This is a genomic window from Sphingobacterium cellulitidis (genome assembly GCF_043187465.1).
GTDB lineage: Bacteria > Bacteroidota > Bacteroidia > Sphingobacteriales > Sphingobacteriaceae > Sphingobacterium > Sphingobacterium cellulitidis.
In genome coordinates, this window is the sequence record NZ_CP171136.1 from 98,240 (window position 1) to 112,630 (window position 14,391).

A 14,391-nucleotide genomic window follows, 5' to 3' on the forward strand; every position below is an offset into this window, starting at 1 on the left:
AGAGAACACAATGAAATTAAGTTATATAAAAAAGGCTTGTTGTTATCTGCTTGTAGCGGCTAGCTTAAGTTCATGTCAAAAATATATTGATTTAGAACCAGAAAATAGCACTTATGATGAAGTGTTTTGGAAAGATGCTGAGAACATTTCAAAGGCAACCAACGGAGCATACTTCCTCCTAAGAAATGCTTTAAGAATGGAACGTTCTTATTTTATCTTCGGTGATATTGCTGCCGGCAACTTTAAAGTTGGTAGTGATCACTGGAACATGACATCTTTCAGTAAATCCGGTAATTTTAATTTCCACTATGCACCTTATTTAGAAAGTGCGCTTTGGAACTGGACGAGATTTTATGAGATTATAAATCAAGCCAATAGAATTATTGAAAATACACCTTTGATTCCGGATGAGAATTTCTCTGCTGGTGCCAAGGAAAAGAATGCTTTGATTGCTGAGGCACATTTTATTCGTGCGTATGTTAACTTTTATATGCAACGTGTATGGGGAGATGTTCTATTAATCAAGGAAAGTTATAAAGATCCTCAAAACATCCCTCCGGTGGCTAGATCCTCGCAGAAAGAAACGATGGAATTCTGTATTGCAGACCTAAAATTCGCGATTGATAACTTGGATAATAGTACAAAAACCAAAGCCTCCAAAGGTGCTGCACAAGCATTGCTGGCGCATGTTTATGCATGGCAACACGATTATGTGAATGCAGAAAAACTGAGTACAGATGTTATTAATGGAGGATATTCCTTAGAGTCCTCAGAAGATATACGCAATATCTGGGCTGGTGGTTCAAAGGAATCCATCTTCGAGCTTAACATGCTTTACTCTGAGTCAGGTGGTGAAAATGATAGAAATTTCTTCAATATCTTCCTAACGGACCCTGTAGTTAAAGGAAAAGGAAAAGGTAGTGCTTGGACTTTGGATGTAGATTTTAAAGAAAGTTATTTTGAAGATGCGGAAGCGAGATTTGATTCTGTATTTAGAAAAGGTGACGGTAGTACTGAATTTTATCTTCGTAAATATGATAATGTTAAATATTTCGAGCCAGGAAGAACGGATATCTATGCGGTAAGTAATAACTTGGTTATTTACCGTTTGGCAGATATCTATCTTTTAAGAGCGGAATCATATTTCAAGAATGGGAAAACTCAGTTAGCATTGGATGATTTAAATCGTATCCGTGAGCGCGCAGGTTTGGCAAAACTTGCTACAGCGGGATCAGATTTATTTACAGAAATATTTAAGGAAAGAAGAAGAGAATTAATTGGTGAAGGTTCTGCTCAATTTGATGTGATCAGAATGGGATTCCTAAATAAATTGGAGTTTGAAGATTATTACTCTGAATCCCGTATCAATGCCCAAGGTTATTATTGGCCATTAGATATGCGTGCATTATTGCCACAAGATGAATTATTAACCCAAAACCCTTGGTGGAAAAACAATTAAGATTATGAAAATTCAAAATATATTAATCGGAATACTTGGTTTAGTGTTATCTCTGAGTATCTATTCATGCAAAAATGACGATTATAAAATCGGTGGAGATCTTCATGATCCAAACGTAAACATGAGCACCTACGATTTTTTGAAAAGTAATAGGTACGGTATGTTTGATACCCTATTATTGCTTGTAGATAAAGCCGGATTAAAGGAAAAATTAAATCAATCCAATAAAACGTTCTTCGTTCCTTCTGATTATGCAATCAATAATTATGTGCTTGCAAGAACATTGGAGATTCAAAAAATCGACCCATTTAAGAAATGGACTGTAGACTCAATAATGAAATATGAAATGGCTCGTTTTGCTGATTCATTAAATATTTATTTTGTCAATCAGCCGATCGTGAATGATGATTTAAATGCTCAAGGTAAAATTTATAAAAACTTGAAGAATAATGAGGTTGTAGTTTCCTATGAGGAGACAGATGATGAGGCCTTAGGGTATAACTCAAATTCTTCGACAAAGCCAAAATTGGTTTATTTTACGTATTTATATCAGAAGTTAGATCCTAATTTCGATGTGAGCAAAATCGAATATCCTGTGGGGACCAGAACTTTGGTTCAAACTTCAAACGTTCGCACAACCACTGGAACAGTTCATGTATTGTCCAATTCACATACCTTATTTTATCACAGATAGTTATGAAAAGATCAATTATATATAGTTTGGGCTTATTATTGGGCCTTGGCTTTTCAGCCTGTAAAAAAATTCCTGATGGTAACTTGAGTAATATCATTCGTTATGAAGAGTTGCCAATCGAAGTGCCACAAGGTAGAGATTATGTCTCTACGGCCATAAATCCTGAAGGTTCTACTAAGCCCTTGAAGATTAAAATGTTGAATGTTTATGATAGAGAAACCGGAAAAGATGTAACGGATCTCTTTACTAAAACGTATAAACATAAGGTTTGGAAGGCTCTTTATGATCCGAAGGTAGACACCACAATTGCGATGATTGAAGCGAAAAGAATCGACACCATGATTCGTCCAATTAATATCAATCCTGTATCAGGTCAACTGGAAGCAAACTATACCTCCGTTAATCTTCCTATTGGTAAATATAAATTTGACCTTGAAATCGGAAATGCTGTAGAAACCCGTGTATATAAGGGAATTGGTGAATTTGATTTGGTTGAAGCTCCATTCTTTATTATTGATGCGGTTCGTTCCACGGTCGCTATGAAGGTAGGTGCTGAAACTACTACGAAATTAATCCCGAGCACTAGCGAGCATCAGGTGACAAAGAGAATCTCTGAAGAAGGCAATAAGGTAATCGTGAGAATCGTAGATAAAAATGGCACGCCATTTAATCCTAAGGCAGGAGAAATTGCTAGAAGACCAAATTCAGGTACTCAAGGTGGTTTCTTACAAACTATGCAGGATTATTCCATCGAAACTCAGTTATTTGATGACCGTATGGAGTTTACTTATGGCGTTGTTCCATTTCCTTTAAACTCATTAGGAAACGGATTTAATTATTATTACCGTATTCCTGCTCCTTATGTGCAGTTTGATGATAGCCTTGAACTTCCTTACAATACTTATTCCTGTAATGCAAGGTTCAATTTCAGAACTTTCGCACCTGGAACTTATCAAATTGATGTTATAGTTCCAATGGTAAAAAGAGTACCCAAAAAATAAATAGTTATAATAAAATTGTAAGCGACCATAGCAGTATGGTCGCTTTTTTTTGCTTCTTTTCCATCGCTTAAATATCAAATTCAGCTAACTGAATTATATAAATGAATAAGATTACCTAAAGGTAAAACAGTCTGTTCGTGGGAATTATCTACTAATTTCACATTGGAATCAATAGAGATTCCAGAAAATCACACGAATATGAAATCAATCGTAATCCAAAGAAAATGGTTGTCCATCTGGTTTTTGCCACTCTTGATGCTCCAATTAATATCTTGTTCCAAAGATTCCAATGCCAACCCTGAAGATCAAATTCAACCTGATTTAAAGTTAGGTTTTGATACTAGTTTCGCAACTTTTGGTGATTACCAAAAAAATGATGATAAGGTCTATGTCGATAAAAATCTTCGACAAGTAGATAAAAATAAAGCTGTTTATTATTTAAAAAGAGAATTATTAGGGCGTGATATCGTTCCTAATGATGATGAAACTGGAAATTACTGGGAAGACCGTAAGTATTTCAAGGGTACACCAGTATTGTTATTCTTTTATGAGTATTATCGTGTTGATAATAATCAACTACACTTTGCGGTCAATGTCTCTGAACTAGAGGGAACTACAACCTATATGTTCCATGGGAAAGCATTGTGGGCCGCTAATGATAAACCTTTAGCGCAAGGAGCTTATTCGATTGGCGAATTAGATGGGGATTTTACGGTGTTTAACCCAAATGGAAGTATAAAAGATCAATTTGGTTTTGACCGCGGAAGAAAGTATTCGAATATGCAAAAACCCGAAGATGTATATAAACCATTAGTAGGAAAATGGGAAGCGAAGGTAGCTCAAGATGGAAATTTTAAATTGGTTACCCAGGTATATGAATTAAATGGGAATGGCTCCATGAACTTTTATCCGATGACCTATTTAGGTGGAGGTGGAGCAACAGCTCAATGGAGGCCTGTCGATGGAGAGCTCATTAAGACCCTTGGGTCATGGAAATATAGTGGGCAATCCTCGAATTCAGGCTCTATGGAGATCTTCTTTAAGGGTAATGGAATATTGAAGGGAAATGTACAGATTATTTCGCCTACACAGTTTAAATTGAAGCCAGTATCTGTCGATGAAAAATTCAAAAATGAGAACTCCATGAATGAACTAATTTTTCAAAAGAAGCAATAATACTATCTTTTATTTCTCTTATTCTATGAATTGATTGGTCGAAAAAGGGAAAATAGGTAAATGTATCCTCAATCTTTTACTGATATTTTCCCTGATATTTCAAATCATGTAGCAAAGGTAGAAAATATACATGCGCAAGTAGAGTTTTATCGATTAACACAAAATTATTATGTATGTGTTTGAACATATTATTCATTACTACATATTATTCGTGACCAAAAGCACTTCTTAACAAAAATTTAAAAATTATTTTTTATAGTAAATTTTTCTCTTGTTTTTCGGGCGAAATGTTATGTTATTAGCCATTGAGTACATTTTTGCCTACCACTTCTGTTTAGGGAATTTCGATCCAAACCTCCTAATAAATCCAGCTAAGTCATCTTTTGGTAAGATTCTTGTGACCAAAAATACGGTCGAAATTTTTCGACTTGATAATTTTGTGCCCTCAATTTTGTAGAAGTTATAATAAAAGGGGCCAAAATTCGTCTAAATAATAATGTGTTGTATTGCTAACAAGTATTCTAAACATGAAAAAAACTATTTTTTCCTTACTATTATTTGCAGTTTTTGGTTTTAACTCAGCGCAAGCACAATTTTCGCGTCCGCTTAGCGTAGGAATAGGTGCAGGACCTACCATTAACTTGACCGATTTGGCCAATGTCGAAACCAACTTAGCAGGTCATATTGATGTGGATGGTTTAATTACTCCGTTTATCTCGGCAGGTATTCATGCTGAAAAAGGTGCATTAAGTGGTAATGGTTATGCCAGTACTTTTAAAAATGATTATTATGCTTTTAATGCAAATGCAAAAGTCCGTATTGGTCAATTTATGAACCTACCTGATAATTACAGCTATTTTAATCTCCAAGCTGATCCCTTACATAAAATTCTTGCCAATATCTACGTCGGTGCAGGTGCCGGGATGATCAAAAACAATATCACCAATAGTATTGCTGCAAATTATCATGACGCTGTAATCAATCAAGGGGGTGAACTCTCAGAAGACCTGGATGGACTCCACTTTGTAGTGCCATTGAATGTAGGTGTAGATTTTCCAATTGGACGTGGCCTCTATGGTCCGCAATGGGCTATCAACTTGAATTATCAACATACACTAACGACAAAAGATAATCTTGACGGTGTCATCAATAAGAAAAATGACCACTATAGCTATATCTCCCTGGGTGTAAAATACGCTTTGTTTCAAAGGTAAAATCCAATTCAATCATTAACAAAACTGGACAATAATATAAAACAATGGAAAGTATGAAAAGAGTATTCCTCAATCGAATATATACTACCGCTTGTTTATTGCTTGTATTAGCAATAGCAGGTTGTAACTCTTCAAATAATTTTTACAAAGCACCTAAGGTATCTGCATTTAGGGGCGGAAAATTACCAGCTCCTCCGGGAATGGTTTATATCCCTTCAGGAACCATCTTATTTAAGGGTTCCCTGGACAGTGGAAATGTTGGAAAAAACGTCAGCTTAAGTGCATTCTTTATTGACGAAACTGAAGTGACCAACAAACAATATCGCCAATTCGTGAATTGGGTGGCAGATTCCATTGCCGTGACGGACTATTTACAAGATGATCAGTATTTCCTGGATATCGCAAGTGAAGATGGCGAAGGAAAAAGGATAGACTGGAAAAAAGTAAAAAGTGTATCCCCGATCTGGATGAGCTCCGACCCTTCAATAGCAGAACAGATCGCTCCCATGTTGGAAATGAAAGGCTCAACACGCGCTTTAAACCCTGAAGTTATCAAATACAGATTTTCATACCTGAAAACGAAAGGTAACTTGAAAAAAGAATATGTAACGGATACCGTTTCGGTAGTTCCAGCTGAAGATATTTGGTCAAGGGACTTCCCGAATGCTCAGTTAACTTCTCTTGATGCGAACTATTTTACTCATCAGTCTTTTGATTTCTATCCTGTTGTAGGGGTGTCATGGCGTCAAGCACGTGCCTATTCCGATTGGAGAGGTAAAGAGATGATGGCAAACCTAATGAAGAACTCTTACCTAAGTGGTTACCAACTGACTTTCAGCCTTCCAACCGAAGCCCAATGGCAATATGCTGCTGAGGGTAAAATCGACCCAAGGGATACCATAGCGGGAACTAAATTGACCATTGAAGGTAATGAAGGTAAAGAAAAGCTTGCTGTAAACTATAAACAAGGTGAAGGTACTTATGCGCGTGATGGTGCAACATTTACCCTTCCGGTTAAATCATATACCCCGAATAAATTCGGAGTTTATAATATGGCAGGGAATGTCTCAGAATGGACGTTAGATGCTTATTCTCCTTCAGCAATTGCATTTGTAAATGACCTTAACCCGGTGTTATTGTATGATGCTGATGAGAAAGATGCGGATGCATTGAAAAGAAAAGTAGTACGTGGTGGATCATGGAAAGATAATGGTGAACAATTAAACAGCGAAACCAGAAACTATTCAGTGGATTATGAACCACATTCATATATAGGTTTTAGATGTGTCATGTCGGCATTTGAGTTGCCAACTGTACAAAGTAAAACTCGAAAATATTAACATCAATCTGTTAACGAATTAAAGATTATTAAAATGAAAAATTGGATGATGGTAGTGGCCATGGCAATTGGAATTTCTCCAATTATGGCACAAAGTATCGATACGATACCTGATAGCACCGTAATTAACCAGACAGTAATCCAAGTGCAGAACGATACAGTGCAGGGAGAGGTTTTGTCTGACACTATACCGACCACTGATGGATTTTATCAAGTCAACAACTTAGAAGACGCCGTTCCATTTGCTTATCCTGAGGTAAATCTTAAAAATATCAGGTTTTACAAGCGTGTTTGGCGTGATATCGATTTGAAAGATGAACGTAACTTCATTTATGCCGTTCCGGGAAATTCCCTAATGGAAGTAATCATGAAAGGAATTGAAACCGGTAAACTTACTCCTTACAACCCTGAAGATGATTCTTTTAAAGGAAAGCTTTCTGCGAGTGAAGGGATTGCAAGGTTTGCTGACTCGGTATTGGTTCCCATTTTCGATGATGAAGGAAACCAGATCGACTCCAGAATGACCTTAAACGAATTTAACCCTGAACGTGTAACCAAATTCAGAATTAAGGAAGATATCTTCTTTGATAAACAAAGAGGAAGACTTGAAACCCGTATCATCGGGGTTGCTCCTTTAATGGATATTACAACCTCTTCTGAATTGGCGACCTCTGTAGGCTCAACTCCTGCGTTCTGGTTGTACTTCCCGCAATTAAGATATAGCCTGGTTAAAGTGGATATTTCTGACCCTGACCGAGGACTTTATGATATGACCATGGACGACTTATTCGTCCAAAGGAAGTTTGCTAGTAAAATCGTTCGTGAATCTTCACCAGGTATGTTACAACAAGCAACCTTCGCCGGAACAGATAGTCTTCAAACAGATAATTCACAAGTTCTGGAGGATAAATTAGATGCTTACAAGAAAAAACTTTGGACTACACCAAAAGGGGTGAAGGCCGAGAAACTGGAAGGTCATGAGCAAGATCTGAAAATCGAAGAAGAGCAAAAGAGACAAAAGGAATTGATGGAGCAGCAACACCAGGAACGTCAAAATCAACAACAGCAACAAAGCGAACAGCAGTTGGAAGAGTTGTTGAAACAAAGTGAGCAGAGCAATCAAGAAACTGAAAGCACGACGGAAGAAGGAGGGACAGAAGAAGGCTCTTCAAATGAAACGGAAGGTTATAACGAACAGAATCAATTTTAAAATCTATAAAAATCCCAAAATATCGGGCAAGCAAAATTTATATTATGAGTAGAAAGAAAGACAATTCAAGATGGCTACATGTTGCCATTTCTTGGGGAGCAAGTATCGTAATTATCGGTGTGTTATTTAAAATTCTCCATCTTGGAGGCTCATGGGCGAACTACATGATTGGATTAGGATTAACCGTGGAGGCGATTCTATTCTTCTTGATGGGTTTCAATCCTCCGCCTCAGGAGCCTGATTGGTCAAGAGTTTACCCTGAATTGGATGAGAAATTCCAAGGTGAATTACCAGTAAGATCTGCTCAAGTAGTAAATAATCCGCAAGGACCTTCTGCAACTGCAGCATTGGATAAAATGTTTGCTGATGCAAACATCGAACCGGCTACCATTGAAAACTTGGGAAGAGGATTACGTGATTTCGGTGAAAAAGTATCTGCTATCAACCGAATCAGCGATGTATCTCTAGCTACAGATGAGTTTACTCAGAAATTAAGATCTGCAACTTCGAAATTTGATAACCTAAGTGTTGCATTTGAAAAAGCATCAGCGAATTTGGTGGCAATGGCAAATACCAATACGGATACAACTGGCTACCATGAGCAAGTTCAGAACCTGACTTCTAATTTGCGTCAGTTAAATACTATGTATGAAAAAGAGCTTCGTGACTCTTCTACTCACTTGCAGTCCATGAACCATTTCTATGAGAATTTAAGTTTTACAATGAAAAACTTCAATGAATCTTTGGATGATTCCAAAGCTTTCAAAGACGAGGTAAATAAGTTGGCAAAGAACCTCAACGCATTAAATGCTGTATATGGCAATATGTTGAGTGCCATGAATCAACCTCGAGTGTAATTCATCCAAGTAAAATTTTAAAAAAGAAATATGGCATTAGGAAGAGAGACGCCAAGGCAACGGATGATAAACATTCTTTATCTCGTGTTACTTGCCTTGCTCGCATTAAATGTACCCGATTCAATATTGGATGCCTTTAAAAATATCAACAACAGTTTGGAGACTTCAAAATCCAACGTAAATAATTCCGTCCAACAATTGTTTGCAGCATTTGAGAGCACTAAGTTAAAGGATGAACCCGGAAGGGCAAAACCCATATACGATAAAGCTAAGAATGCTCAAGCTATCATTGAGGACCTAAACCAGTACATCAACGGTATTAAGGAAGAATTCGTAAAACAAGGTGGCGGATATGATGAAAAAACCGGCGACCTGAAGATGCGTGAAAACGAAGACATCGCGCCTAGTTTAATGATCAACCAGAAGAAAGGTGTTGAATTAAAAGAGAAGATTAACAGTACTCGTTCTAAGTTGTTAGCCTTGTTAACTCCGGAAGAGCAAAAATCTGTTTCATTTTCTCTGGAAGCCAATGACCCGCAAAAGCCCGTGAATGGAAAACGTAAATGGGAAGAGATTAACTTCGGTAGTGGTACGCCTTTAACAGCTGCCATGACCATTCTGACAAAGATCCAAACGGATGCCCAGAATGCGGAATCAGATATGGTGAAATTAATCTTAGGCAAAATGGACCAAGCAGTCGTGAACCTGGATAAATTTGCTGCCGTTGCGGTTGCTCCAACCTCTTATTTGGTACAAGGACAACCTTATGCTGCGGAAGTATTTTTAACAGCTTCAGATTCTAAATCCCAACCTTCTATATCGGTGAATGGAAATAACCTTGAGGTAGTAGATGGTAAAGGGGTTTACCGAGTTCCTACTAACCAAGAAGGAATCTTTACCTGGTCAGGAGTGATCAAGGTGAAGCAAACGGATGGTTCAATTAAGGAATACCGTACTCCGCAACAAACTTACCAAGTTGCTAGACCATCGGCTGTAGTATCTCCGGATAAGATGAATGTACTTTATATTGGTGTGAATAACCCAATTTCTGTATCGGCACCAGGTACTCCAACGGATAAAATCAAGGTTAGTATGAGTGGCGGTAGCATCAGTGGTTCTGGCGGTAAGTACAATGTCAAGGTTAGTTCTCCTGGTACAGCAAGAATCTCTGTTTCAGCAGAGGTAGCCCCTGGAAAAACACAAACCTTGAGCACAACAGAATTCCGTGTAAAAAGAATTCCGGATCCTATTGCTCAATTTGCTGGTAAAACCGGTGGCTCGATGGCAACTGTAGCAATTAAAGCTCAAAATGCCATCTTCGCAAAATTGGATAATTTTGATTTTGATGCCTCATTTAAGGTTACTAAATTCTCACTTATCATTGCTAAGCCTCGCGCAGATGCGATCGTTCTTTCTACTTCTGGAGGAAGACTAAGCTCAGCAATGCAGTCCGCATTAAATGGAATCACGCCAGGTTCACGTGTAATATTTGATAATATTATCGCCGTAGGACCAGATGGTACTCCTAGACAATTAAACGCAGTTGCTCTAACTGCTAATTAACATAAACAAAAGATGCCCGATTTTTCGGGCATCTTTTTTATTTCCTATTAGTTCGCTCCTAAAGTCCTGTACTCATTTGGACTGTTCCCCACGGCATTCTTGAAAAACCTGGAGAAATGTTGTGGATACTTGAACCCAAGGTCATAAGCAATCTCATTAATGCTCTTTTCTCGATCAAACAATAAGTCTTTTGCTTCTTTTATCAACTTTTGATGAATATATTCTTGAGGTGACTTCCCTGTTTCCTTTTTGATAAGATCTCCGAAATAATTTGCTGATAGATACAATTGATCAGCACAATATGCCACGCTTGGGATACCCAGGGTTTTCGGCATTTCAGAATGGAAATATTTATCTAAGAGTTCTTCAAATCGAAATAGAATCCCCTTATTTACATGTTCCCTTGTGATAAATTGACGATCATAGAATCGCTCACAATAATTTAAAAATAATTCAATATTCGAAACGATTAATTGTTTACTGTGTTTATCCATGTTCTGCTCCAATTCATATTCAATTTTCGCAAAGCAGTCGAGGATTATGTTTCTTTCTTTCTCGGAAAGGTGTAATGCCTCATTGACCGCATAGGAAAAGAAATGGAGGTCTTTCATTCTTTTCGCTAGGCTTGTACCATTCAATAGATCAGGGTGAAATGCCAAGGCATAGCCTTGCGGTTTATAGGCCTCAGTTCCATTTTCACCAATTACCTGTCCGGGTGAAACAAAAATCAAGGTCCCTTCCTCATAATCATAATTCTCCAAGCCATACCGTAAATCACCACACTTAACCTTCTTTAAGAATACCAAATAAAAATCATAGCGCATTTTCCGTAAAGTACGGACGTCTGCTTTATCCAAATCAACCACACTTACCAATGGGTGTAAGGTTTGATTCTTGTTGAACGCATTGTATTCGCTAATGTGGTCAAAGATTAATATATCTTGCATAACCCTAATGTTTTTCCTTCGAAAATAACAATCCTAAACTGATTTGGTTCATCGCGGTTGATTATTCAGTAATTATGGTATTTAAAACTGTAATAGATATACGAATAAAGCTAAATAAGGAGAAATATTGCTATTTTTAATAGATATGCAAGGATCAATTTTCCTTTGTGTATGAAGGACTTATTAATAGTAAAAATGGATCGAATAAAGCTTTGGAACAATCTCCTAATAACTTGCTTTTCCCTGGTTTGGCTAGTCAACGGTCTTTTTTGTAAGATTTTAAACCTAGTTCCTAGACATCAACAAATTGTATCTGAAATCCTAGGAGAATCTTTTTCAAGGCCTTTGACACTTGCAATAGGAATTGGAGAGCTGTTTATGGCTATTTGGGTTATTTCAAGGAAATATAGTTCTTTGAGTGCAATAACTCAGATCCTGTTGATTGTTTTCATGAATATCATTGAGTTTATATTTGCTCCCCATTTGTTGCTATGGGGCAAGCTAAATATGGTTTTTGCTTTTTCCTTGGCGGCATTGATCTATTATCAAGCCTTTATTCTTCAACCTCTTGTCGAGAGGAGGAGTAATGCCCTTTAGTTTAAGAAATCATCCTTTTGCAGTAGAGGCTTTCTTTGAGAGCTCTACAATCTTGACTTTTGCAGTTGCAAAGGCTGAGCTGGAGAAATATGTGCCAAAACCGCTCAAACTCGATTTATTTGAAGATAAATGGGCTTTCTTAACCATTGCTATGGTCAACACGAAGAACCTTCGGCCAAAAGGGTTTTTCAAATTCCTTGGTCAGGATTTCATTCTGATCGGTTATAGAATTTTTGTTAGGTATCAAACCTCTGCAGGAAAAAACTTAAGAGGTCTCTACATCCTCAAATCTGAAACCAACAAATTGAGCATGGAGCTATTGGGAAACTTATTTACTCGATATGCTTATACTACCACTGATATAGAACAAAAGGTAGAAGGAAATACAATGGAAATTAAGTCTATGAAATCGAAGTTTAATTTCAAGTTTTCCAGGCTTTCCGAAAACGAAGTTCAATTGCCTGAATCCTCTGTTTTTCCTTCATGGAAAGAAGCTAGAAGATTCGTCGGACCTCTTCCTTTCACCTTTGAGATAGATCACAAGAACAATCAAGTATTGATAATTGAAGGAGTACGAGAGAATTGGATTGCAAACCCTATTCAGGTCCTATCTGCGAATTTTGAATTTATAGATAGCTTCGCCTTCGATCATATTCATTTATCCAATGCTTTTGAGATTCGAAATGTTCCATATTCCTGGAAGAAAGGAGTTTTTGATTCATGGTAAAGCGGCTTAAATTTCAAGGAGTCTGGAATATTGTACGGTTCAATTGGCATCAATATTTTTTGTACTTCATTGTCGCTATAGTACTGTTGCTGGGAGCTGCCTTTTCTTCCACAAGCTTAAGGTTTATCCTTTTGTTGCTGTTGGGCATTTCCTTCCTTCAAGTGCTCCTATCTTTGGTTGTTTCTTATTACGTGTACGACCATTCTGATCTTTATGAGCTAAAACAAGTTGGGGATTTGAACGGGATGAAGGTTCTCAATATCAATGCTGGTTTTGATGAAACCAGTGCGATACTTGAAAACAAATTCCCAGGAATAAATCTTCTAAAAGCTGATTTCTTTAATCCAAAGCAACATACAGAAGTGTCGATTAAACGAGCAAGAAAAGCGTATCCTAATGGACAAGATACAATTGTTGTCGATTCAGTTTCCTTGCCTTTCCATGAAAAAGAGTTTGATAAAGTCATTTGCATATTCTCAGCGCATGAAATTCGTAATCAAGAGGAACGAATTGCTTTTTTAAGCGAGGTATCCAGAGTTACCAAACCTGCTGGAGAAATCTTGATTATGGAACATTTGAGAGACTTGCCTAATTTCATAGCCTATAATATTGGTTTTTTGCATTTTTATTCCAAAAACAATTGGAAAGCTTGTTTTGAAGCCTCTAAATTGAGCCTTCTGAAAGAAGTGAAATCAAACAAGTTTGTTTCTACCTTTAAATTAAAACCCTATGGTCTTCCAAATTAAAATAATCGGGTATCTGTTAATCTTGCTTAGTTGTATACATGTCATCTTTCCCAGGTACTTTAATTGGGAAATAGATCTAGCGCCTCTTCAACTAATAAACAGGTCTATGATGAAGGTTCATACCTTCTTTATTGCATTGACAGTGGGGATGATGGGTTTACTTTGTGTAGTTGAAACTGAGGATTTGTTACAAACGGAATTGGGAAGAAAAATTTGTCTTGGATTAGGAGTTTTTTGGTTCATCAGATTAATCTTTCAACTCTTTATTTACCCTTCTTTGCTCTGGAAAGGGAAAAAATTCGAAACAGTTATTCATGTTCTGGCGATATTATTTTGGTCTTTCCTCGCGTACAGCTTCTTCAGGGGATATTTTACCCCTAATCCTTAACTTCTGAAATACTAATTTGTGTTCTTGTTATTATTAGCTATCGCTTTCATTTATTTTATCTAATTAATTGTTGTTCAAACATTTTTTCATATTTTGCTTTTGGGTAATTGTAACTTTTTGTAAATTTGTAGCTACAAAATGAGAACTAATTCTTAGATTTAATAAATAGTTCACAAAGACGAATCAATTACTTAAAATTTAAGCATCATGGAAAGTAATAGAAACATAGGAGACACATTAAAGGACTTAACGATTCAACGTAAAGTTTCTGTTGCCATTATATTCGGTGGACTCTTGGCAATGTCTATGTTAATTGCTACCGTTGGACTTTTTGTTAAGCAAGATAAAAGTCTGATGCTATCTGTACTAGTTGTGGCAACCATTATGGCTATCATCCCTAGTGTCTTAAAATTGATCAAAATCAATGCACTTCTTAAAACCAGAATGCAATACTTCAGATCATAAAATCAGAA

15 protein-coding genes are annotated in these 14,391 nt (G+C 36.9%); 14 read left to right on the top strand and 1 reads right to left on the bottom strand.

Translation table 11 applies throughout. The features are described from left to right. The first annotated feature begins 10 nt into the window (after nt 1-10). From ACF3OC_RS00425 to gldM, 9 genes are all read left to right on the top strand, one after another. Nucleotides 11-1,459 carry a RagB/SusD family nutrient uptake outer membrane protein gene (locus ACF3OC_RS00425; protein WP_094281285.1) on the top strand — a complete coding sequence of 483 codons (1,449 nt, stop codon included), beginning with the start codon at nt 11-13 and terminating at the stop codon, nt 1,457-1,459. 4 nt (nt 1,460-1,463) lie between these two features. Then, on the top strand, nt 1,464-2,153 hold the full coding sequence (locus ACF3OC_RS00430) for a fasciclin domain-containing protein (RefSeq protein ID WP_094281287.1): 690 nt from the start codon (nt 1,464-1,466) through the stop codon (nt 2,151-2,153). A gap of 2 nt (nt 2,154-2,155) precedes the next feature. Then, complete coding sequence (locus ACF3OC_RS00435) at nt 2,156-3,154, top strand: DUF5007 domain-containing protein (RefSeq protein ID WP_094257521.1); 999 nt, start codon at nt 2,156-2,158, stop codon at nt 3,152-3,154. A gap of 198 nt (nt 3,155-3,352) precedes the next feature. Continuing rightward, a complete protein-coding gene (locus tag ACF3OC_RS00440) occupies nt 3,353-4,330 on the top strand; it encodes a hypothetical protein (protein ID WP_094281289.1) in 978 nt (325 codons plus the stop codon). A 527-nt stretch (nt 4,331-4,857) separates the two neighbouring features. Beyond that, complete coding sequence (locus ACF3OC_RS00445) at nt 4,858-5,544, top strand: outer membrane beta-barrel protein (RefSeq protein ID WP_094257523.1); 687 nt, start codon at nt 4,858-4,860, stop codon at nt 5,542-5,544. Nucleotides 5,545-5,597: 53 nt separating this feature from the next. Continuing rightward, nucleotides 5,598-6,884, top strand: coding sequence for an SUMF1/EgtB/PvdO family nonheme iron enzyme (locus tag ACF3OC_RS00450; protein ID WP_169715201.1), 1,287 nt, complete (start codon nt 5,598-5,600; stop codon nt 6,882-6,884). 33 nt (nt 6,885-6,917) lie between these two features. Then, a complete protein-coding gene (gldN, locus tag ACF3OC_RS00455) occupies nt 6,918-8,093 on the top strand; it encodes a gliding motility protein GldN (protein WP_094257525.1) in 1,176 nt (391 codons plus the stop codon). A 44-nt stretch (nt 8,094-8,137) separates the two neighbouring features. Beyond that, the gene (gene gldL, locus ACF3OC_RS00460; RefSeq protein WP_094257526.1) at nt 8,138-8,950 is read left to right on the top strand and encodes a gliding motility protein GldL; all 813 of its coding nucleotides are present in this window, start codon (nt 8,138-8,140) and stop codon (nt 8,948-8,950) included. Nucleotides 8,951-8,980: 30 nt separating this feature from the next. Continuing rightward, complete coding sequence (gldM, locus tag ACF3OC_RS00465; protein WP_094257527.1) at nt 8,981-10,513, top strand: gliding motility protein GldM; 1,533 nt, start codon at nt 8,981-8,983, stop codon at nt 10,511-10,513. Nucleotides 10,514-10,560: 47 nt separating this feature from the next. Here the strand turns inward: gldM and ACF3OC_RS00470 are convergent, their stop codons facing one another. Beyond that, nucleotides 10,561-11,460, bottom strand: a complete 900-nt coding sequence (locus ACF3OC_RS00470) for an AraC family transcriptional regulator (RefSeq protein ID WP_094281293.1) — start codon at nt 11,458-11,460, stop codon at nt 10,561-10,563. Nucleotides 11,461-11,631: 171 nt separating this feature from the next. Between ACF3OC_RS00470 and ACF3OC_RS00475 the strand changes: the two genes are divergently transcribed. The 5 genes from ACF3OC_RS00475 to ACF3OC_RS00495 all read left to right on the top strand — a co-directional run bounded on the left by ACF3OC_RS00475 (nt 11,632) and on the right by ACF3OC_RS00495 (nt 14,383). Further along, entirely contained in the window at nt 11,632-12,057 is a 426-nt protein-coding gene (locus ACF3OC_RS00475; RefSeq protein WP_392470652.1) for a DoxX-like family protein, read from the top strand. After that, nucleotides 12,047-12,784, top strand: coding sequence for a DUF2071 domain-containing protein (locus ACF3OC_RS00480; RefSeq protein ID WP_094281295.1), 738 nt, complete (start codon nt 12,047-12,049; stop codon nt 12,782-12,784). Before ACF3OC_RS00475 ends, ACF3OC_RS00480 begins: the two co-directional genes overlap by 11 nt. Beyond that, nucleotides 12,778-13,530: a class I SAM-dependent methyltransferase gene (locus tag ACF3OC_RS00485; RefSeq protein ID WP_094281297.1), complete on the top strand. Its 753-nt coding sequence runs from the start codon at nt 12,778-12,780 to the stop codon at nt 13,528-13,530. The genes ACF3OC_RS00480 and ACF3OC_RS00485 overlap by 7 nt, the downstream gene beginning before the upstream one ends. 106 nt (nt 13,531-13,636) lie before the next feature. Further along, nucleotides 13,637-13,918, top strand: coding sequence for a hypothetical protein (locus ACF3OC_RS00490; protein WP_218823978.1), 282 nt, complete (start codon nt 13,637-13,639; stop codon nt 13,916-13,918). Between the two features lie 207 nt (nt 13,919-14,125). After that, complete coding sequence (locus ACF3OC_RS00495) at nt 14,126-14,383, top strand: hypothetical protein (RefSeq protein ID WP_094257532.1); 258 nt, start codon at nt 14,126-14,128, stop codon at nt 14,381-14,383. The last annotated feature ends 8 nt before the right edge of the window (nt 14,384-14,391 follow it).